The organism is Streptococcus sp. A22, from assembly GCF_043674215.1.
Taxonomy (GTDB): Bacteria; Bacillota; Bacilli; order Lactobacillales; family Streptococcaceae; genus Streptococcus; species Streptococcus suis_V.
Map to the genome: position 1 here is coordinate 68,522 of NZ_JBIMJQ010000003.1, position 17,910 is coordinate 86,431.

At 46.3% G+C, this 17,910-nt stretch carries 25 protein-coding genes; 5 read left to right on the top strand and 20 right to left on the bottom strand.

What is annotated here, in order from left to right:
• Positions 1–3 precede the first annotated feature (3 nt).
• The 3 genes from ACHBHN_RS01905 to ACHBHN_RS01915 form a co-directional block, all read right to left on the bottom strand.
• Positions 4–735 carry an ABC transporter permease gene (locus tag ACHBHN_RS01905; RefSeq protein WP_394733544.1) on the bottom strand — a complete coding sequence of 244 codons (732 nt, stop codon included), beginning with the start codon at positions 733–735 and terminating at the stop codon, positions 4–6.
• Positions 732–1,610: an ABC transporter ATP-binding protein gene (locus ACHBHN_RS01910; protein ID WP_394733545.1), complete on the bottom strand. Its 879-nt coding sequence runs from the start codon at positions 1,608–1,610 to the stop codon at positions 732–734. Before ACHBHN_RS01910 ends, ACHBHN_RS01905 begins: the two co-directional genes overlap by 4 nt.
• 291 nt (positions 1,611–1,901) lie before the next feature.
• Complete coding sequence (locus tag ACHBHN_RS01915) at positions 1,902–2,423, bottom strand: DNA starvation/stationary phase protection protein (RefSeq protein ID WP_394732796.1); 522 nt, start codon at positions 2,421–2,423, stop codon at positions 1,902–1,904.
• A 197-nt stretch (positions 2,424–2,620) separates the two neighbouring features.
• On the opposite strand from ACHBHN_RS01915, the gene ACHBHN_RS01920 reads away from it, so the two are divergent.
• The 4 genes from ACHBHN_RS01920 to ACHBHN_RS01935 all read left to right on the top strand — a co-directional run bounded on the left by ACHBHN_RS01920 (position 2,621) and on the right by ACHBHN_RS01935 (position 5,636).
• Positions 2,621–2,854 (top strand): CsbD family protein, encoded by a 234-nt coding sequence (locus ACHBHN_RS01920; RefSeq protein ID WP_105160609.1) that lies wholly within the window; start codon positions 2,621–2,623, stop codon positions 2,852–2,854.
• Positions 2,855–2,905: 51 nt separating this feature from the next.
• Positions 2,906–3,325, top strand: a complete 420-nt coding sequence (locus tag ACHBHN_RS01925; RefSeq protein WP_105111937.1) for a low molecular weight protein-tyrosine-phosphatase — start codon at positions 2,906–2,908, stop codon at positions 3,323–3,325.
• An 84-nt stretch (positions 3,326–3,409) separates the two neighbouring features.
• Positions 3,410–3,826: a hypothetical protein gene (locus tag ACHBHN_RS01930; protein ID WP_105136862.1), complete on the top strand. Its 417-nt coding sequence runs from the start codon at positions 3,410–3,412 to the stop codon at positions 3,824–3,826.
• Complete coding sequence (locus tag ACHBHN_RS01935) at positions 3,816–5,636, top strand: acyltransferase family protein (RefSeq protein ID WP_394733546.1); 1,821 nt, start codon at positions 3,816–3,818, stop codon at positions 5,634–5,636. Before ACHBHN_RS01930 ends, ACHBHN_RS01935 begins: the two co-directional genes overlap by 11 nt.
• Positions 5,637–5,678: 42 nt before the next feature.
• Here ACHBHN_RS01935 and ACHBHN_RS01940 read toward each other — a convergent pair whose 3' ends face one another.
• The 17 genes from ACHBHN_RS01940 to ACHBHN_RS02020 all read right to left on the bottom strand — a co-directional run bounded on the left by ACHBHN_RS01940 (position 5,679) and on the right by ACHBHN_RS02020 (position 17,533).
• On the bottom strand, positions 5,679–6,332 hold the full coding sequence (locus tag ACHBHN_RS01940) for a phosphatase PAP2 family protein (RefSeq protein WP_394733547.1): 654 nt from the start codon (positions 6,330–6,332) through the stop codon (positions 5,679–5,681).
• A gap of 23 nt (positions 6,333–6,355) precedes the next feature.
• Positions 6,356–6,913 (bottom strand): ECF transporter S component, encoded by a 558-nt coding sequence (locus tag ACHBHN_RS01945; RefSeq protein ID WP_394733548.1) that lies wholly within the window; start codon positions 6,911–6,913, stop codon positions 6,356–6,358.
• Between the two features lie 455 nt (positions 6,914–7,368).
• On the bottom strand, positions 7,369–7,911 hold the full coding sequence (locus ACHBHN_RS01950; RefSeq protein WP_394733549.1) for a tRNA (cytidine(34)-2'-O)-methyltransferase: 543 nt from the start codon (positions 7,909–7,911) through the stop codon (positions 7,369–7,371).
• Between the two features lie 210 nt (positions 7,912–8,121).
• Positions 8,122–8,358 carry a membrane protein insertion efficiency factor YidD gene (gene yidD / locus ACHBHN_RS01955; RefSeq protein WP_172073751.1) on the bottom strand — a complete coding sequence of 79 codons (237 nt, stop codon included), beginning with the start codon at positions 8,356–8,358 and terminating at the stop codon, positions 8,122–8,124.
• Positions 8,355–9,089: a pseudouridine synthase gene (locus ACHBHN_RS01960; RefSeq protein ID WP_105160615.1), complete on the bottom strand. Its 735-nt coding sequence runs from the start codon at positions 9,087–9,089 to the stop codon at positions 8,355–8,357. Before ACHBHN_RS01960 ends, yidD begins: the two co-directional genes overlap by 4 nt.
• Positions 9,079–9,648 carry an SMC-Scp complex subunit ScpB gene (gene scpB, locus ACHBHN_RS01965; protein ID WP_172009252.1) on the bottom strand — a complete coding sequence of 190 codons (570 nt, stop codon included), beginning with the start codon at positions 9,646–9,648 and terminating at the stop codon, positions 9,079–9,081. Before scpB ends, ACHBHN_RS01960 begins: the two co-directional genes overlap by 11 nt.
• Positions 9,632–10,351: a segregation/condensation protein A gene (locus tag ACHBHN_RS01970; RefSeq protein ID WP_105160616.1), complete on the bottom strand. Its 720-nt coding sequence runs from the start codon at positions 10,349–10,351 to the stop codon at positions 9,632–9,634. Before ACHBHN_RS01970 ends, scpB begins: the two co-directional genes overlap by 17 nt.
• A complete protein-coding gene (xerD, locus tag ACHBHN_RS01975; RefSeq protein ID WP_394733550.1) occupies positions 10,351–11,082 on the bottom strand; it encodes a site-specific tyrosine recombinase XerD in 732 nt (243 codons plus the stop codon). Before xerD ends, ACHBHN_RS01970 begins: the two co-directional genes overlap by 1 nt.
• Entirely contained in the window at positions 11,079–11,537 is a 459-nt protein-coding gene (cbpB, locus tag ACHBHN_RS01980) for a cyclic-di-AMP-binding protein CbpB (protein WP_394733551.1), read from the bottom strand. Before cbpB ends, xerD begins: the two co-directional genes overlap by 4 nt.
• Positions 11,534–12,061, bottom strand: coding sequence for a metallophosphoesterase (locus ACHBHN_RS01985; protein ID WP_105136853.1), 528 nt, complete (start codon positions 12,059–12,061; stop codon positions 11,534–11,536). The genes cbpB and ACHBHN_RS01985 overlap by 4 nt, the downstream gene beginning before the upstream one ends.
• Positions 12,034–13,041, bottom strand: coding sequence for a nucleoside-triphosphate diphosphatase (locus tag ACHBHN_RS01990; RefSeq protein WP_172062542.1), 1,008 nt, complete (start codon positions 13,039–13,041; stop codon positions 12,034–12,036). The genes ACHBHN_RS01985 and ACHBHN_RS01990 overlap by 28 nt, the downstream gene beginning before the upstream one ends.
• Positions 13,038–13,832: a glutamate racemase gene (gene racE, locus ACHBHN_RS01995; protein ID WP_394733552.1), complete on the bottom strand. Its 795-nt coding sequence runs from the start codon at positions 13,830–13,832 to the stop codon at positions 13,038–13,040. Before racE ends, ACHBHN_RS01990 begins: the two co-directional genes overlap by 4 nt.
• A gap of 65 nt (positions 13,833–13,897) precedes the next feature.
• Positions 13,898–14,143, bottom strand: a complete 246-nt coding sequence (locus ACHBHN_RS02000) for a YneF family protein (RefSeq protein WP_394719201.1) — start codon at positions 14,141–14,143, stop codon at positions 13,898–13,900.
• A 70-nt stretch (positions 14,144–14,213) separates the two neighbouring features.
• Positions 14,214–15,461, bottom strand: a complete 1,248-nt coding sequence (locus ACHBHN_RS02005) for a diaminopimelate decarboxylase (protein ID WP_394733553.1) — start codon at positions 15,459–15,461, stop codon at positions 14,214–14,216.
• A gap of 85 nt (positions 15,462–15,546) precedes the next feature.
• The gene (locus tag ACHBHN_RS02010; RefSeq protein WP_172062546.1) at positions 15,547–16,248 is read right to left on the bottom strand and encodes a Bax inhibitor-1 family protein; all 702 of its coding nucleotides are present in this window, start codon (positions 16,246–16,248) and stop codon (positions 15,547–15,549) included.
• Between the two features lie 15 nt (positions 16,249–16,263).
• Positions 16,264–16,746, bottom strand: a complete 483-nt coding sequence (locus tag ACHBHN_RS02015) for an HD domain-containing protein (protein ID WP_394733554.1) — start codon at positions 16,744–16,746, stop codon at positions 16,264–16,266.
• Between the two features lie 46 nt (positions 16,747–16,792).
• The gene (locus ACHBHN_RS02020) at positions 16,793–17,533 is read right to left on the bottom strand and encodes a TrmH family RNA methyltransferase (protein WP_394719196.1); all 741 of its coding nucleotides are present in this window, start codon (positions 17,531–17,533) and stop codon (positions 16,793–16,795) included.
• A 70-nt stretch (positions 17,534–17,603) separates the two neighbouring features.
• On the opposite strand from ACHBHN_RS02020, the gene ACHBHN_RS02025 reads away from it, so the two are divergent.
• Positions 17,604–17,885, top strand: a complete 282-nt coding sequence (locus ACHBHN_RS02025; protein WP_105136845.1) for an acylphosphatase — start codon at positions 17,604–17,606, stop codon at positions 17,883–17,885.
• The last annotated feature ends 25 nt before the right edge of the window (positions 17,886–17,910 follow it).

Here is a 17,910-nt window from a genome sequence, read left to right on the forward strand (position 1 = left end):
ACCTCACTGCTGCTCGGATTTTCTATTCAGTATCAGAGCAATTCCTAAGAAAATTATCGCATAGCCTAGGACAATTAGCAAGGATTTCCAGAGAAAATCTCCTTCTTGAGCGTAAGTGGTCACCAGTTGGTTGACATGGTAGCTGGGCAGGACTTTGCAAATCCGCTGCACCCAGTCTGGAAAGAGGGAAACAGGCATCCAAGAGCCACCCATGATGGCCAGAACAAAGTAGAGCAAGTTTGCCACAACCGACATGGTTTGTTCCGACTGAATTTGCACCAAAAGCAAGCCAATGGCTAGAAATACGATAGAGGTTACAAGGAGTATGAGTGCGGACACGACCCATTCCTGAGCAGTCATCTCTACTCCCTTGACTAAGCCCCCCACCGCGAAGACAATGGCAATGGAAGATACAAAGCAGAGCAAGACCCGCACCAGTTTGGACAGGTAATAGTGCCAGATTGGCAGGGGCGAATGCTGGATAAAGGTCAACCAGCTATTTTTTCTGTCCTCTGCCAGCATCGTTGGAAAGGTGAAAAGGGCAAAGCCCGACATGGAAAAACCTGTCATGGTCAGCATATAGGACTGGATAAAGGCCTTTTGCATGGCTGCATCGTCAAACTGGACCGTTGATGAAAAAATCAAGAAAAAGATGACAGGCATGCCGATAGATAGGAGAAAAACTCCCAAACTTCTGGATAATTTAATGCTTTCTACTTGCAGCAATGCTTTCATGATTCTTCCTCCCTTGTCTTGTCAAATAGGCTATTGAGCAGAGTCTTATTCTGCACTTCCAGGTCTGAAATCCGACAACCTGCCTCCTGCAAACTAGCCCAAACCTGCTCAATGGCTCGGGTCTTAAAGCTGACCGTGTCTTGTTTGTAGCTAATCTCATTGATTTCAGCCAAGCTCTCCACCATCGCCGCAAAGGCAATCGGCAAAGTCACTTCTTTTTCTTGCTCCTCACTCCGCATGGCAAATGGCGTGGTATCTCTTAGTAACCTCCCCTGGTGCAAGACCAAAATCCGCTCCGCCGTATGCTCCACTTCCTCGATGTAGTGGCTGGTATAAAAAATAGTCACACCCTGAGCCTTAAGTTCATGGACAATCTCCCAAAAACGCTGACGGGTCGAAGTATCCATGCCCGCCGTCGGCTCGTCCAAGAAAAGCAACTTGGGCTTGCCAATCAGGCAGATGACGAAAGCCAAGAGCCGCTTCTGACCACCCGATAGCTTACCTGCCAGTTGATTTTTTTGCTCTGGGGAAAAGCAGAGCAGGCTGTCGATTTCCGCATCTGTCAGACTATCCTTGTAGATGGCTTGGAAAAAGCGGAGCAATTCCTTGACCTTCAGGTCTGTCGGGATAGCATTTTCTTGTGGTAAGACTGCCACCTTTTCCTTATTAGACTGAGCCTGTGGAGCCAGACCGTCCAACAAAACCTGGCCTTTCGTCGCTTTCCTATCTCCCAACAAACAAGACATAAGCGTCGTTTTCCCAGCCCCGTTTGGACCGATTAAAGCCACACATTCTCCTGACTTGATTTCAAAGGAAATATCAGACAAAATGGTCCGTCCTTTGATGATTTTTTTTAATGCTCGTACTTCTATCATCTTTCTACCTCCTACTTCTTGAACATCTTACATAGACAGTATATCTCGAAAATGAAGCCCGAACTAGAAGGCTTTGTCATTAACTCATGTGACAAATGTCATATTATTGTCATTTAGTTTATCTTTGAATATTTTCATCTAATTTTGCTTTGATACATCGACACTTTCGACTTGCTGCACTCTTCATAAGTGACTTGATTGCAAGTTTCATCCACAATCCAGTCTAAAATCTAATTCATTCAACTATCGTCTATGCAGCAAAAAAAGAGTCCTACTGGACCCTTCATCTATTTACAATTTCGGAGCTTGTCCCAATTCTGCCTGCAGCATCCAAATATGCTTATCAAGGCTGGCCTTGGCAACGTTGAAAATATCATTGGTCACGCTGTCGCCCTCTTCATCGCTAATGTCAAAACCTTCCTGGAAGAGGGTAGCCAATGTACGAAACACTTCTACGATACGCGCTAACTGCTGTTCCAAGGTCAAGCTGTATCTTCCCGGAACCTCCTTGAGTTGACTGTTTTCCGAAAATTCTACAAGCGTTGAAAATGGAGCGCCACCCAAGGTAATCAAACGTTCACTCATTTCATCTAGGTAACCATCCAACTCATCCATGTATTCATCCATTTTTGGATGCCAAATCATAAATCCAGCACCACGCATGTACCAATGAACCTGATGCAAGATAGAATGAGCCACTGACAGGTCTGCGACAGCCTGATTGAGAACAGCCTTGGTATCCTGATAGTTCAGAGATTTCCCCAGAGACAGACTAGCAACTTCAGCTGATGGCTTCAATATTTCTTTTTTCATAAAAGGAACCTTCTTTCTTTTATTTATATTTATTATAATATTATTTCAATAAATGTGCAACTAATTACCCTCTAGTGAGAAGTCCATTTTTAGACAAGCAAAGCGCTTGCAAAATGAGGATAATTAAGGTATTCTATAGATAGTCAACATATGGGAATTTCTCCCATCACTCCCTATAACATCTATTGGAGGTTCATATGTCAGAAGAAAAATTCGGTGCTAAATTAGATCAATTGACTGGTTCTGTCAAAGAGGGCTTGGGCAAATTGACAGGTGATAAAGAGCTTGAAGTGGAAGGTCTTGTTGAAAAAGGGCTCGGCAAAGCTAAAGAGTTGGTCGAAGATGCCAAGGGCTTTGTAGAAGATGCTAAAGACGGCCTCGAAGGTGCTGTCAACGGTATCAAAAACGCCTTTGACAAGGACGAAAAATAAACATGCTAAGGTAACTTCGGTTGCCTTTTCTTGTGAAGTGAAAGGAAAATCATGAAAAAAATTGCATTTGTCTGTCTTGGAAATATCTGTCGCAGTCCCATGGCTGAATTTGTCATGAAAGCCTTGACCGACGACTACCACATCGAAAGCCGTGCCACATCAGGCTGGGAACACGGCAATCCTATCTATCCGGGAACCCAGAAGATTTTCAAAAAATACCAGATTCCCTACAGTAGTAGCAAGACATCTCAGCAGATTTCAGCAGCGGATTTTAAGGAATTTGACTATATCATCGGCATGGACAGCAACAATGTCCGTGACTTAAAAAAGATGGCTCCTCCGTCTGCCCAAGATAAAATCTACCAATTTGCCGACAGATCCGTTCCCGACCCTTGGTACACAGGGGATTTCGAGGAAACTTATCAAATGGTCAGCCAGGGCTGCAAGGACTGGTTGGAACGGCTAAAATAAGCAGAGGAATTACGTAACATTTTTGTAATATATGAGAAAAAATGGTAAAATAGTAGGCGAATCTATTCTAGTAAGGGACAAGACATGAAAAGCATGCATTATTCGCTTCCAGAAGATTGGAAGGCCTTCCTCACAAGGCAAAATATCGAACGGTTGACACTCCTATTTATCCTAATCTGCCTGATTTCCGTCTTTATCGGACGCATTCCCAGCCAACGAACCTTGACCCTAGATGACGGTAAAATCAAGTATAGCGGCACCGTCTTGGCCAATAAAATGGACGGTAAGGGCAAGCTGACCTTTGAAAATGGAGATACCTATGAAGGACAGTTTAAAAATGGCAGTTTCAATGGTCAGGGAACCTTCACTTCAAAGGATGGTTGGAGCTATTCAGGTCGATTTGTCAATGGCCTGGCTGATGGTAAAGGTAAGCTAACAACCAAGGCAAAATCAGTCTACGAAGGAACGTTTAAGCAGGGGATTTATCAACATGAGGATTAAATGGTTTTCAACAATTCGAGTGCTAGGACTGGTAATGGTCCTGCTCTATCATTTTTACATCAAATACTTCTCTGGAGGCTTTGTCGGAGTTGACCTCTTCTTCACCCTATCCGGCTATCTGACGACTGCCCTGATTATTGACCAATTTCATGCCGACAAGGAGTTCGATTTCAAGGCATTTCTAAAACGGCGCTTGTACCGTATTTTCCCACCTTTGGTCCTGCTGATTCTGACCGTCACACCTCTGGCTCTCCTGATTCGTAATGATTTTACAGCCAATATCGGACGGCAAATCACAGCTGCTCTGGGCTTTATGACCAACATCTATGAAATTTTGGCCGGTGGTGGATACGAAAATCAATTTACCCCCCATCTCTTTGTTCACACCTGGACCCTTGCGATTGAAGTCCAATTCTACATCATCTGGGGGCTAGCTCTCTGGTGGATAACGCGGCAAGCCAGGTCTGTAGGACAACTTAGAGGAACTATTTTCCTCAGTTCAGGCCTCCTATTTGTCCTTAGCTTCTTTGGAATGTTTATTTCTAGCTTCTTTGTCACAAGCTATTCTAGGATTTACTTCTCTACACTAGCTCACTCCTTCCCCTTCTTTCTGGGGAGCCTGCTTGCGACCATTGTAGGCATCAAGCATACTACAACCGGTTTCCAGAAAATGGTGCAACAATGGGATTTACGGAAGACCCTATTGGTTTTCTCAGGTGGTCTGGGCTTAGAAGCCCTCCTCCTCTTCTTCCTACGGTTTGATTCGATTTTCACCTATCTTTTCGGTTTCTTCCTCTCAAGTCTGGCAACCTGTGCCATGATTCTTGCGGCTAGAATCTTACACGAAAAGACAGCAAGCGTGAAGGAGCCGGCAGCTATCCAGTTTCTGGCGGATATTTCCTACGGTATCTACCTTTTCCACTGGCCCCTTTACATTATCTTCAATCAACTGATTTCCAACCACCTTCTGGCCGTTGGACTGACCTTGCTTGTGACACTGCTGATGGCTAGCCTATCCTACTATGTGCTAGAGCCTTACATTGCAGGCAGGACGGGAAAACTCTTTGGTCTGGAAATTGATTTAGTTCCCTATACCAAATGGTTGGCTATAACGTTCGCTGTTCTCAGCTTGCTTACCTTGGGCATTAGTTTGTTTGTTCCAAAACTCGGTGATTTAGACCATTCGCTTATGGTGGAAAGCCTCAAGCAGGCAGATACCCGCATGACACAGACCAAAAACTTTGCCGAAAAGGGAAAAGCCAGCCATTTTGATATCACAGACGGAATGACCATTATCGGTGATTCTGTGACACTTCGAGCAAGCGAGCACCTACAAGCAGCCCTGCCTGATGCTATAATTGATGCGGAGAAGAGCCGGAATACCATCCAGGCTAACGAAATCCTGCAGACCAATATTGACAATGGAACACTCTTGAAAAATGTTGTGGTAGCAACCGGTGCCAATGTGGTCACCAATTACCAGGAAGAGCTGAAGAAAATGGTTGATATCCTGCCGAATGGTTACCGCTTGATTCTAGTGACCCCCTACGATGGTAACTCTGCTACGTACGATGACCCAATAGCTGAAAAACATGCGCGTTACATTCGTCAATTAGCCAAGGATTATGACTTTATCACCGTGGCTGATTGGAATGCCGTTGCCAAGCAAAATCCTCAGATTTGGGCCGGCACAGACAATATTCATTTTGGTAGCGAACCAAGCACCATCAATGAAGGTGGACAACTCTTTGCCCAAACGGTTCAAGAAGCTCTAAAAGAAGCAGAAAACGGACCGATTAAGAATAAATAGACCATTGTTGAAAGCAAATAAGCGAGGCAGGAGCCTCGCTTATTATTTTTGTTTACTCTGAAAACGCCATTCGAAGCGTTTTTGATCATAGAAAGGATAGAGGACTGACAGCAGGAAGCCTGCCAACAGCCAACCACCGATAATGTCTGTTGGAAAATGAACGCCGATGTAAATCCTTGAAATCGCAACTAGAGCCGCTAAAATGAGCAGACCAGCTTGAAGCAAGAGCTTTAGTGCTCCCTTCTTCATTCGTTGCTGAATAATGATAACCACCGCTCCTGCAATCATCATGGTCGAGGCAGTGTGCCAGCTAGGATAGGAATAACCAATCGTATCGATTAACCATTCGATACTAGGGCGCGGCCGTTGGTAGACATATTTCAGGGCTGTTGATGCCACCCCCATAACCGCAAAACTAGCAAGAATCAAGTAAGCCTCCATCTTCCACTTTTTATAAAAATAGAAGAAAGCTGCAAGGAGCAAGGAAATAGTCAGAATAATCACAGTATTTCCAAGAACCGTAATCGAGGTCCAAAACTGGCTGGCAGTGCTAGGTAGATTGCCACGGACAAGTGTCTGAATTGTTGTGTCAAAGCCTGCGACTGCCTCTGGATAAAATTTGACCGTATAGCCTAGAATAACAAAGGCCAGGGCCAAAAAAGATGCGTTTCGTAAATGTGTTTGTTTGTTTCTCATGTATTTAGTTTACCATAGAATGGTTAAACTTTCTTTAAAATTGGCTGGGCTGCCTTGTAACATACATAGAAAGCCAGCGACAGCACGATTCCCTGCAAGAGGTTGAAGGGAAGGACCATGGCAAAGAGATAGTTGCCAAGTCCTAGAATTTGTTTGATATCGAAGCCTGCAAAGGTCGCATAGACTGGCACAGCATAAACATAGTTCATGACCAGCATGACCAAGGTCGATGCAATTGTTGCCACTGCTGCTGTTTTCACATAATTTTTCACTGTCTGGTCTTTTTTCCAAATGTAGGCCACAACTAGAATGAAGACTGACATAGCTGCAATATTCATTGGCAGACCAATAATGGTCGATGCACCTTGGTTGTTCAAAATCAACTTGAGCAAGGTCCGGATGAAAAGAATCGCAAAGCTTGATTTCAGATCCAGCATCAAGAGACCAAAGAGAATGGGTACGATTGAAAAGTCCACTTCCAGGAAATTAGCTGTTGGAATCAGCGGAAATTTCAAGTACATGAGCAGAAAAGATACTGCTGAGAGAATGGCGATAATCGTCATTTTGCGTGTGTTTGTCATAAAGGTTCCTCCAATTTTTGAAAATTGAAGAAGGCCAAAAGAGCAGGCCGAGGCCAACTACTTCGTCTTCTCCCATCCAGACTGTACTGTCGGTTGTGGAATTGCACCACATCAGCTTGCGCTCGCAGACTTATTTACTAGATAATTTCTTTTTTGACACTTGTCTAAGGTGGTAGGGACGTAGCAAACCTTCGGTTTCATGACTTATTTTCGAGCCTAAGGTCTCGAAAATCCCCTGTCATCCTATTCAAAAATAGGATAACTTTCACCACGGCGACAAGCGTCGGACTTGCGACCTTCGGTCGCTCCTGCTGCCGCCCTCAAAGAAAAATTTTCAAAATAGAGAAACTATCTTAATAAAATCACTGCCGGTCGGGAATTTCACCCTGCCCTGAAGACTATTTAATGATACCAAAAAAGCCTTGCCTCTGCAAGACTTCGGTAATGATATCACACTATTTGAGTTTGTCCCCTTCATAGGTATGGACCAGGTCAAGGCCTGCAAATTCCTGCTGACGCAGGGCTTCATAGACAATCATGCAGACTGTATTGGATACATTGAGGCTACGGACATGCTCATCGTTCATGGGAACGCGGATAGCCTTTTCTGAATGCTGGCGCATGAATTCTTCTGGCAGGCCCTTGTCCTCACGCCCAAAAAGAAAATAATGTATTCCCTCCTGATAGGACTGGTTGGAATAGGTCTTAGCAGCGAATTTTGACACCAGATGTACCTGGCCATGCTGGCTGGCGTAGGTCATAAATTCATCTAAATTTTCATAAAAACGTACGTCCAGCTTGTCCCAGTAATCAAGACCAGCTCGTTTCATCTTGCTATCATCAATAGGAAAACCCATGGGCTTGATAATGTGCAGAGGACTGTTGGTCGCAGCACAGGTCCGGGCGATATTGCCCGTATTCTGGGGAATTTGTGGCTCAAACAGAACGACATGGTTTTTAGCTGTTTCCTCTTTGTAGTGCAATTCTTCGATATTCATTATCTTTCATCTCATTTCAAGTAAAAAAAATGCCACACTGCCCGGAGTCAAGCTCAGCAAACAGCATGGTGAATGATGATTCATTCACTTAACTCACAACAGGTTTGAGTTAAATCAATGAAATCGTGTTACTATTATACCGCTCAGTTGATGCCTCTGTCAAGGATTTATTCCCAAAAATCACCATTTTTCGCTATTTTTTACACCTATTCATACTTTATTTCTTCTCAGGCTAAAATGGTCCGGTACTGGATCATCACCACCTTCCACAAAGGGATGACAGCGCCCAATACGGGCCAGGCCCATCAAGAATCCCTTTGAGCCGTGCTTCTGCAAGGCCACAATCATATAGGCCGAGCAGGTAGGTCGATAACGGCAAGACGGTGGAAAGAGGGGAGAGATAAATCGTTGGTACAGCCGGACCAGGCCGATGATGAGCCTGGTCATTTCTTCTTAGCTGGCTTGGTAACAGCCATGGTATGGAGCTTACTGATGTCCTTCTTATTGAGCTTGCGGTACTCACCTGGACGCAGACCTGTCAAGTCTAGATTACCAAAACGAGTCCGAGACAGCTTGTCCACCTGTAGACCAACCGCTTCAAACATCTTCTTAACCTGGTGATTGCGCCCCTCATGGATAGTCAATTCGACCACCGAACGGTTCTTGACAGGGTCCACCTTGATAATCTCATAGACAGCTGGCTTGGTTTTCTTACCATCAATGACCACTCCACGGGTCAAGGGACGAAGAACGTCCTTATTGGCAACCCCCTTGACACGCGCCAGATAGACCTTATCAATCTCATTGCGCGGGTGAATCATCTCGTCTGTGAAATCTCCATCGTTGGTCAAAATCAAGACACCTGATGTATCCCAGTCCAGACGACCCACGGGATAAATCCGTTCCTTGACCGTAGGCAAAAGGTCTACGACCGTCTTTCTACCCTTGTCGTCCGATACGCTGGAAATCACTCCACTAGGCTTGTTGAGCAGGTAATAGACCTTCTCTTCATTGTAAATAGGCTGGCCTTCTACCTCAACCCTGTCACCAGACTTGATGACAGTTCCCAATTCACGCACCACCTGACCATTGACAGTCACCAGCCCCTGCTTGATCAATTCCTCAGCCTTGCGTCGGCTGGCAATGCCTGCGTGGGCAATATATTTGTTAATTCTCATCTTCTAACTCATTTCTTTCTAGGAAAAGCTCTGTTTCCTCATCTTTCAGGTCCAAATCTGACACATCCGGCAATTGGTCCAGGCTGTTAATCCCCATGTAGTCCAAAAAATAATCAGTGGTCACATAGAGATTTGGACGGCCCAACACCTCCTTCTTGCCATTTTCCCGAATCAAATCAAAAGCCTGGAGCTTACTAATGGCACCGCTGGAATTGACCCCACGGATGTCATCCACCTCTATCCGTGTAATGGGCTGCTTGTAGGCAACAATAGACAGGGTTTCCAATAGGGCCCGGGACATGGTCTGGTTTATCGGTGTCTTGGCATAAATCCGCAAGAGCTCGGCAAATTCCTTCTTGGTTACCAGCTTGTAGCGGTTGGATGATTCCAAGAGTGCCAGACCAGAATCCTTATCCGACATGTACTTTTCAGATAATTTCTCCAACTGCTGGATGAGGGCGGTCGGCTGCATGTCCAGCATCTCCGCTAGATTACGCAAGGTCAGGCCTTCCTCACCTGCCACAAATAGCAGGACTTCTATTTCAGCTAATCGGCTCATGCTCCCTCCTTACTAGGTAAATGTCCCCAAAAGCCTCCGTTTGTTCAAAGCTAATCTCATGGACCTTGACCAACTCCAAAGTGGCCAGAAAAATGGTGATAACCTCATTGATATCCTGACTATCCTTAAAGAGCTGGCGCAACTCCAGACGCGAACCAGCCTTAAAGTGACTACGGACCAGGTCCATCATGTCCTCAATCTTGTACTCATCTCTGGCAATGGTCGTATGCGATTGGCGCAGGCTGGCCTGCTTTTCAGCCATGACTTTGGAAAAAGCCAGGAACAAATCGACAACGGTCTTGTCCTGGACCAGCTGCACATCTTCGTAGACCAGCTCTTCCTTGGGCTTGGAGAAACTCTTAGCCCGCTCATCATGCTGCTCTCCCAGCTTCTCGCTGAGAAGTTTGAATTTGCGGTACTCTTCCAATTGGTCCAAGAGCTCCAGCTCTGGGTCATCTTCTGGGTCTGTCTGCTCCACTACCTTGGGCAGGAGCCTCCGACTCTTGATGACCACCAACTGACTGGCCATGAGCATGTATTCACCTGCCACTTCCAGCCGCATGGCCTGCAAGGTGGCAATATAGGTTAGATACTGCTCAATGACCTCTGTAATCGGCACCTGGTAGATGTCCATCTGGTACTTGGACACCAGGTGGAGCAAGAGGTCCAGAGGTCCTTCAAAATCTTTCAGTTTAATATCCATTACTTGTATTTTTCCAAACTCATGCTTGATTTCAAGCCCAATTGTTTGACCAGCTGGTCCAGAGACTTGCCTTGCTTGATTTGCCCCAGAATATACTGTTCTCTCAATTTCTGGGCGGTCCAATCTGACCGACCTATGGAGCTAACAAATTCAGTCAAGCGATTAAAGAACCACTGGCGGGAATAGGTTTGCCCTTTTTTGTCAAAAAGATAGACACCGGTCAAGCGATTTTCTAGGTAGGGCAGGATTTCTTTAGGAATATCCAGGACCCGCTTGGTCTGACCCTTCTGGACAGTCAACACCTGAAAATCTAGGTTAAGGTCATCCACAGTCAGCTCTGCTATTTCACTAGGCGTCAGCCCTAAAAAGCCAATCAAAAGAGCAATGGTCTGCCCATCAAGAAAGGCTGTCTCCGTCCATAAGGGGGACAATTCTTCCACCTGTGGTCGCTGCTTGATAGAGGCAGGGCTGGTCAGGGCCTTGAGCTTATAAAATCGCTCTAGCTGCCCCTCCTCGTAGAGAAAATAGAGGAACTGATTGACTGCTGACAACTTGCGCTTCTGGGCAGCAGGCTTCAGAGTCAAGAGCGTCTGCTGGTAGGTTAAGAGCGTCTGCTGGTTGACCTGGCCCTGGGTCACCTCCATGAATTGCTGTAGGTCATAGGTGTAGGACTTTTGACTGTTGCTGCTTATGGACTTGCTCCTGATAAATGCTGCAATCCAATCTTTCATTTTTTTGCCTCTTTAGACGGCAGGGGAAAGTTGTGGAGCAGGGCATTGATGGCCTTGAGAATGGATTTTCGAGTAATAATCCCCTTGAACTCCCCATTTTCACCCAGAACAGGAAGGAAGGACTGGTCGACCAATTTTCGCATGACTTCTGTCAAGTTGTAATCTTGACCAACTGTCTCCTCATCCGCCTTTGCAATCAGGGAAATATCGCTATTAAGCTCATCATCGCTCAAGCCATTTTCAGCCTGGTAACGATTGATTTCCGTCAGGCCAATGGTGCCGAAAAACTGTCCTTCTTCGGTCACTACAGGTACCCGTGAATAGGACATGTGGCTGAGCAGGAGCTTGGCATGGTCGATATTATGGCTATCAATAATGACCGCCAACTTATTGGCCGGAGTCAAAAAAGTCTCTTCTTGATCCAGCAAAAATGCTTCAAATTCGCGTGCAATCATCGTGGAATGTCCTTTGTTAGTGGCTGATAAATCTGGTGCTGACGATTGTAGTGTTCAACATGGAAGTGACTATCTGTAATGGTCACCAGGGCATAGAGGCACTCTCTGACCAAGCCCCGTGGCTGACTGACTGATCCAGGATTGAGAAAGAGGGTCTTGCCCCGCAGCTCTGCATCGGGCACATGGAGATGCCCGTAGAGACAGATATCCGCCTCCACTTCTTGGGCCCAATAATCCAACCGCTGCCAGCCATAATTGATGCCATAGAGATGGCCGTGGGTCTGGGCAATGGTCACATCCTCCAACTGGGTAATCAGCCTATCTGGATAGCCACCAAAGTAGTCACAGTTGCCATTGACAACGTACATTCCCTCCCAAAGCTGGTCTTGACTGTCTAGCTCCGAATCTCCATTGTGAAAGATTGCATCAACCTTGCCAAGGTAACGGTTCTTAATTTCCTCTACAATCTTACGGTCTCCATGAGAATCACTCATGACTAGGATTGTCTTGCTTGCTCCTGCCATACTGGAAATGCCTCCAACAATTTTTCTAAGGCTTGCGCCCGGTGGGAAATCTTATTCTTCTCTTCTAGACTAAGTTCAGCCGACGTCTTGCCAGTCTCACCGACCAGAAAGAGCGGATCGTAGCCAAAGCCATTTTCTCCCTTGGGTTCTGTGCCAATATAGCCTGCCCAATCTGCCTCAACCACCAGGCTTTCCCGACCCGGTGCTGCCATGACCAAGGTGCAATGGAACTGGGCCGAGCGGTCCTTGGTCTCAAAAACCATGGCTAATTCGTGGAGCAACTTGGCATTGTTACGGCTATCTGTCGCCTCTGGACCTGAAAAACGAGCTGACCAAACTCCTGGTAAACCGCCGAGGACATCTACCTTGAGACCCGAATCATCTGCCAGGACCATCTTGCCTGTCAGCTCTGCAATGGTTTCCGCCTTGAGACGGGCATTCTCCTCAAAAGTGGTCCCTGTCTCAGCCAAATCTGGCAGGTCAGGATAGTTGTTGAGATTCTCAACCTGATAGCCCAATTTCTCAAAGAACTTGCGAAATTCCTTGGTCTTGCCTTCATTTTTAGTGGCAATCAGAATACTGTCTCCAAGACCGGACAAGCCTTGCTCCTGACCAAAGAAAGCCTCTGTGGACACCCCTTCCTTGGGCAAGTAAACCAGGTGCAGTTTTTCGCCTTCGGTCACCAGCACAGTTCCCTGGTGCTGGATAGCCTTGAATTGGCGGTTGTTGAGGTCATTTAAGACATCGAGAGCAAACTGGATGAGTTTGAAATCCGAATGCAATCGAATAATCTCAATCTGGACGCACTGGTTGTAGTCATCTTCATATTTTGAGGCAATAAGTTGATCGAAAGCATGCCCCAATTGATATATTTCCTGCTCTCTTCCAGTCTCACCAAAGCTCCCAAATAGATTGGCAAAGCTCGCCTTGCCAATAAACCAATTCTGCTCGTCCCTGTATTCGTAAATCTTTTCTGTCATAGTTCTACATGCTCCACTTGAATATCAATGCCCAACCAGCTTTCTGCGATATCCTTAAAAGCCTCTGGGCTGGCTGTTGTATAAAATCGATGTTGAAGATTGGCCTCCGTCCGACTGCGATTGAGCTGGAAATAATTGAGCAAAACGGAGATATCCCGCGCTGTTTCTGCCCCAGAGTCAATCAGTTTTACATCCTGCCCCATGGCATTTTGAATGATAGCCCGCAGGAGGGGATAGTGGGTGCAGCCCAGCACCAGGGTATCCACCCTCCCCATAAGGGGCTTGAGGTTTTCGTAGACCACCTTCTTGGCCAGGCTAGACTGGTGGCTATTGGACTCCACCAGAGGGACAAAGCGTGGGCATGCCAAGCTTTCAACCTGAGTTTCCGGCGACAAGGCCTGAATTTTTTCCCGGTAAATATCTGACTGGATAGTCATAGCTGTACCCAACACTCCCACCTTGCCAGACTGGGTCGCCTTGATAGCAGCCGATGCCCCTGGCAAAATCACACCTAAAACTGGAATATCCAACTTTTCCTTAACCTCTTCCCAGGCAACAGCCGTCGCTGTATTGCAGGCGAAAACGATCATTTTAACATTCTTGGTCAAGAGAAAATTGACCAGCTGCCAGGTATACTCTCTGATTTGTTGAGCTGGCCTTGGGCCGTAAGGGGCCCTGGCCGAATCGCCGATATAGACGACTTCTTCGTGGGGAAGTTGACGCATGAGTTCACGAACCACCGTCAGACCACCCACACCTGAATCTAAAAATCCGATTGGTCGATTATCCATATAGTTTCCTAGGACTTTCTCCAAACAAAAGGACTTGGGAATGAATCCCCAGCCCCAGTGCTTGCTTATTTTTTCTTGTTAGTTGCTACTTTTTGTTGGCTCTTGATTTGGCGCAATACCTGCTGAACCTTAGCCTCGCTTGGTTTTTGACCCATTTGGCTCATCATCAAACGAAGAGCGTTTTCATCCAAAATAGGCTTGTCCGCAATCATTTTTTCAACCTGTTTGCGTGATAGGTAAATACCGAGAGCAACACCACCTGCAAGTGCTAAGACAACCAATAATATAACAATTCCGATTCCGATTTGCATTTCAATCTCCTATAGACTGTATTCTAATTTCTAGACCTATTATACCAAATTTTCCCGTCTTTTCCAAGACTTACCTGTCAAATTCAAAACCGTACAAGGTCGCAAAGTAGTCTTCTGGCGTTTCAGCCCGTCGAATCATACGCGCTCCGCCATTTTCCTCCAAGAGAATCTCCGCTGAACGCAGGCGTCCGTTGTAGTTATAGCCCATGGAGAAACCGTGAGCACCCGTATCATGGATAACCAGGGTATCCCCCACTTCTGCGCGTGGCAATTCACGATTGACTGCGAATTTATCGTTATTTTCGCAGAGAGAGCCCGCCACATCCACTACTTCAATCGGAGCGTCTGGTCGACTGATGTTGGTGATATGGTGGTAGGCACCATAGAAGGCTGGACGCATTAGGTTAGCTGCTGAGGCATCCACACCGACATAAGTCCGATAAGTTTCCTTGCGGTGGAGAACCTTAGTAATCAGATGCCCATGTGGCGCCAGCATGAAGCGTCCTAGCTCCGTAAAGATTTTCACATGTCCCATGCCAGCAGGCGTAAGAATTTCTTCGTAAACCTTGCGGACACCCTCGCCAATCACGGCAATATCATTTGGCTCCTGGTCTGGACGGTAGTTGACCCCAATACCACCTGACAGGTTGATAAAATCAAGTGTGACACCTGTCTCCTCACGGATTTCCAGGGCCAATTCGAAGAGTTGGCGCGCCAATTCTGGATAGTAGTCATTGGTCACAGTGTTGGAGGCCAAGAAGGCATGGATACCAAATTCCTTAACGCCCAATTCTTTCAAGTCCTTGTAGCCCTGCATGAGCTGGGCCTTGGTCATGCCAAATTTGGACTCTTCTGGATGGTCCATGATGTCTGTACCAAGCGAGAAGATGCCACCTGGATTATAACGTAGGCAAACTGTCTCAGGAATACCGGCTACATTTTTCAAAAACTCGATATGCTCATAGGCGTCCAAGTTAATGGTCGCTCCAACTTCGCGTGCATAGACAAATTCTTGCGCCTGGGTATCATTGGAAGTAAACATAATGTCCGTAAAGTCCATTTTGGCACTCATCAGCACTTCCACATCCGTCGCACAATCCACACCGCAGCCCTCTTCTTGCAAAATTTTCAAGATAGCTGGTGTCGGTGTCGCCTTAACCGCAAAATATTCCTTAAAGCCTGGGTTCCAAGCAAAGGCAGCATTGAGCGCACGCGCTTTTTCACGAATCCCCTTCTCATCGTACAAGTGAAAAGGCGTTGGAAATTGGTCTGTAATCGTCGCAAGGGTTTCCTTATCAATAAATGGTATTTTGGTCATAACTCATTCTCCTCAATTTTCTAACCATTATAGCATAGAAAGGCATTTTCAGAAAATGAAAAACCCACTCGGAGAGTGGGAAGTTTTAATCTCGATTTAAGTTACCGAAAATGCGGAGCAAGTTCAGGAACAAGTTAATAAAGTCAAGATAGAGCTGCAGGCCCATAGAAACGACCCAGCCTTGACCGACATTTCCGCCTGTTTGCTCGAAAACAGTGCGGATGCGCTGATTATCATAGGCAATCAAACCTGAGAAAATCAAGACAGAGATGATAGACATAGCGAAGCTGATACCTGAGCTACGTAGAAAGATATTGACAACACTGGCAATAATCACTCCCCAGAGAGCTGCTCGAAGAGCCTGGGCCATGCCGGACAGATTTTTCTTGGTGGTCATCCCGATAATAGCCATGACTGCAAACATGAGGGCAGTTGATACAAAGGCCAGGGCCACTGTTTCACCTGTATAGGCCAACAGCACGACACTCAGAGTGAAACCATTTGTCACTGAATAGCCCAAAAACATAGGCAGAGCCAGCGGACTATTTTTAGCCGCCATAGCTGAGGCCGCAAAGACCAGGGCAATCTGGGCAATCATGATAATCATCATGAGCATGGAACCGCCACGCATGAGAGCGAATAAAGCGTCTCGGAAAACCGTCACTGTCAAAAACGACACCAAGGCCGACAAGCCAATTCCCATAGCGACAACGCCGTAAACCCTACCAAAGAAACGGTTGAGGGCGGTATTGTCCACCTGGTTGATAATTACTGAATCATTATTCATAAAAAACTCCTTTATTTATTGAAAACGTAGAATTTTGCGATGCTTCCACTTGTGCTGCAGGGGTAGACTCCATTCACGAACCGCCCAATACTTGTCTACGCAGGTGACAATCCAAGATTCCTTGTAGCGGGGAGGGGCAATGGTGGCACCGAACATGTGTTTGACGATAATATCCTCTTCGACCTTATTGAGCTTGGTCAATTTCTGGGCATTGCGCTTGGCAATCCTTGGGTGGACCCAGGCATGGCTCTTCTGAAATTTGGTATCCCGCCAGTCATAGAAAAACAAATCGTGCAAGAGACCGCCTCTAGCTGTCGATTTGGCATCCCAGCCAAATTTTTTGGCAATTTTATAGCTGGTGTAGGACACATTGATGGAATGTTCCAGCCGTGTCGAATGGTAGTGGTGGGGAATAGTGCCCAATTTTTGCACCTTGGGCGTCTCAATCAGATGGCCCACATAGCACATATACTCTTTATCTTTTTTGTAAGCTGTCAAATCTTGACCTCCTCGGACTATTATAGCATAGTCTACCAAGATAGCCTTAAATAAAACTAAACATAAGAATACCGGCAGCTATGGCCACATTAAGACTTTCCGCCTGACCCTGCATGCTGATGTGGACCAGCTGGTCCGCAACTTCCTCCATGTAGGCTGAAATTCCTTGACCTTCATTGCCCATAACCATAGCAAAGCTAGGACCAGGTTGGAAGTCCTTATAGTCCACCGATTGGCTTGACAGGGTCGTTGCTAAGATTGGTAACCCTTGAGCCTGCAGGTATCTGACAAGCTCCTCCACAGGCAGACGATAGATCGGCAGATGAAAATGACTTCCCTGCATGGACCGCAGAACTTTAATATTGTAAATATCAGCCGACTTGTCCGTCAAAAAAATACCGTCAAAACCAGCCGCGTCTGCTGTCCGAATCATGGTGCCCACATTGCCTGGGTCCTGGACATCTTCCAAGACCAGGAATTTGCCGGTAAGACTTGTTGGCAAGTCTTGTCTAGGAAGGGCCAGCTGGGCAAGGACACCCTGGGGAGACTTGGAATCGGCCAGGTCCCGCATGATGTCAGGTGTTACTAGACTAACATTGGGCAAACCAGCAACCCGCTCTGCGTATTCTTCCAAGACCAAGATATGCTCGAAAGTCGCACCAGCAGCACCAGCCTCTTCTAGCAGATGCCAGCCCTCTATCAGATAGGAGGAGGTCCGGTATTTTTTCTGCTGCAATTTCTTGATTTGCTTGACCAGATTATTGGCCTTTGAGCGGATAATGTCCATGGCTGCTCCTTTTTATTTCTTATTGTCCATGATATAATAAAGTAAGTTACTTGTCAAAAAGGAGAACCTCATGAGAAAGGTCAAAATGATTGCCTCTGGTCGTGTCCAGGGAGTTGGTTTTCGTTGGTCAGTCCAGGCTCTGGCTCTGGAAATCGGTGACGTCTACGGCCGTGTCTGGAACAATGACGATGGAACAGTCACCATCCTGGCCCAGTCGGATCAAGCTGACAAGCTCAGCCATTTTATCCATGAAATACGAAAAGGACCTTCTCGTATGGCCAGGGTCAACTATCTGGATGTGAATTTGGCCAATTTCCCGGATATGACAGATTTTAAAGTCAGTCATGGCTAGGGCTTGAGAAGGATTTTTAAGGCTG

What these genes read in the sequence shown, in the direction of transcription:
- ACHBHN_RS01905 (WP_394733544.1), bottom strand. Translation starts at nt 735, where the DNA reads ATGAAAGCATTGCTGCAAGTAGAAAGCATTAAATTATCCAGAAGTTTG.
- ACHBHN_RS01910 (WP_394733545.1), bottom strand. Translation starts at nt 1,610, where the DNA reads ATGATAGAAGTACGAGCATTAAAAAAAATCATCAAAGGACGGACCATT.
- ACHBHN_RS01915 (WP_394732796.1), bottom strand. Translation starts at nt 2,423, where the DNA reads ATGAAAAAAGAAATATTGAAGCCATCAGCTGAAGTTGCTAGTCTGTCT.
- ACHBHN_RS01920 (WP_105160609.1), top strand. Translation starts at nt 2,621, where the DNA reads ATGTCAGAAGAAAAATTCGGTGCTAAATTAGATCAATTGACTGGTTCT.
- ACHBHN_RS01925 (WP_105111937.1), top strand. Translation starts at nt 2,906, where the DNA reads ATGAAAAAAATTGCATTTGTCTGTCTTGGAAATATCTGTCGCAGTCCC.
- ACHBHN_RS01930 (WP_105136862.1), top strand. Translation starts at nt 3,410, where the DNA reads ATGAAAAGCATGCATTATTCGCTTCCAGAAGATTGGAAGGCCTTCCTC.
- ACHBHN_RS01935 (WP_394733546.1), top strand. Translation starts at nt 3,816, where the DNA reads ATGAGGATTAAATGGTTTTCAACAATTCGAGTGCTAGGACTGGTAATG.
- ACHBHN_RS01940 (WP_394733547.1), bottom strand. Translation starts at nt 6,332, where the DNA reads ATGAGAAACAAACAAACACATTTACGAAACGCATCTTTTTTGGCCCTG.
- ACHBHN_RS01945 (WP_394733548.1), bottom strand. Translation starts at nt 6,913, where the DNA reads ATGACAAACACACGCAAAATGACGATTATCGCCATTCTCTCAGCAGTA.
- ACHBHN_RS01950 (WP_394733549.1), bottom strand. Translation starts at nt 7,911, where the DNA reads ATGAATATCGAAGAATTGCACTACAAAGAGGAAACAGCTAAAAACCAT.
- yidD (WP_172073751.1), bottom strand. Translation starts at nt 8,358, where the DNA reads ATGACCAGGCTCATCATCGGCCTGGTCCGGCTGTACCAACGATTTATC.
- ACHBHN_RS01960 (WP_105160615.1), bottom strand. Translation starts at nt 9,089, where the DNA reads ATGAGAATTAACAAATATATTGCCCACGCAGGCATTGCCAGCCGACGC.
- scpB (WP_172009252.1), bottom strand. Translation starts at nt 9,648, where the DNA reads ATGAGCCGATTAGCTGAAATAGAAGTCCTGCTATTTGTGGCAGGTGAG.
- ACHBHN_RS01970 (WP_105160616.1), bottom strand. Translation starts at nt 10,351, where the DNA reads ATGGATATTAAACTGAAAGATTTTGAAGGACCTCTGGACCTCTTGCTC.
- xerD (WP_394733550.1), bottom strand. Translation starts at nt 11,082, where the DNA reads ATGAAAGATTGGATTGCAGCATTTATCAGGAGCAAGTCCATAAGCAGC.
- cbpB (WP_394733551.1), bottom strand. Translation starts at nt 11,537, where the DNA reads ATGATTGCACGCGAATTTGAAGCATTTTTGCTGGATCAAGAAGAGACT.
- ACHBHN_RS01985 (WP_105136853.1), bottom strand. Translation starts at nt 12,061, where the DNA reads ATGGCAGGAGCAAGCAAGACAATCCTAGTCATGAGTGATTCTCATGGA.
- ACHBHN_RS01990 (WP_172062542.1), bottom strand. Translation starts at nt 13,041, where the DNA reads ATGACAGAAAAGATTTACGAATACAGGGACGAGCAGAATTGGTTTATT.
- racE (WP_394733552.1), bottom strand. Translation starts at nt 13,832, where the DNA reads ATGGATAATCGACCAATCGGATTTTTAGATTCAGGTGTGGGTGGTCTG.
- ACHBHN_RS02000 (WP_394719201.1), bottom strand. Translation starts at nt 14,143, where the DNA reads ATGCAAATCGGAATCGGAATTGTTATATTATTGGTTGTCTTAGCACTT.
- ACHBHN_RS02005 (WP_394733553.1), bottom strand. Translation starts at nt 15,461, where the DNA reads ATGACCAAAATACCATTTATTGATAAGGAAACCCTTGCGACGATTACA.
- ACHBHN_RS02010 (WP_172062546.1), bottom strand. Translation starts at nt 16,248, where the DNA reads ATGAATAATGATTCAGTAATTATCAACCAGGTGGACAATACCGCCCTC.
- ACHBHN_RS02020 (WP_394719196.1), bottom strand. Translation starts at nt 17,533, where the DNA reads ATGGACATTATCCGCTCAAAGGCCAATAATCTGGTCAAGCAAATCAAG.
- ACHBHN_RS02025 (WP_105136845.1), top strand. Translation starts at nt 17,604, where the DNA reads ATGAGAAAGGTCAAAATGATTGCCTCTGGTCGTGTCCAGGGAGTTGGT.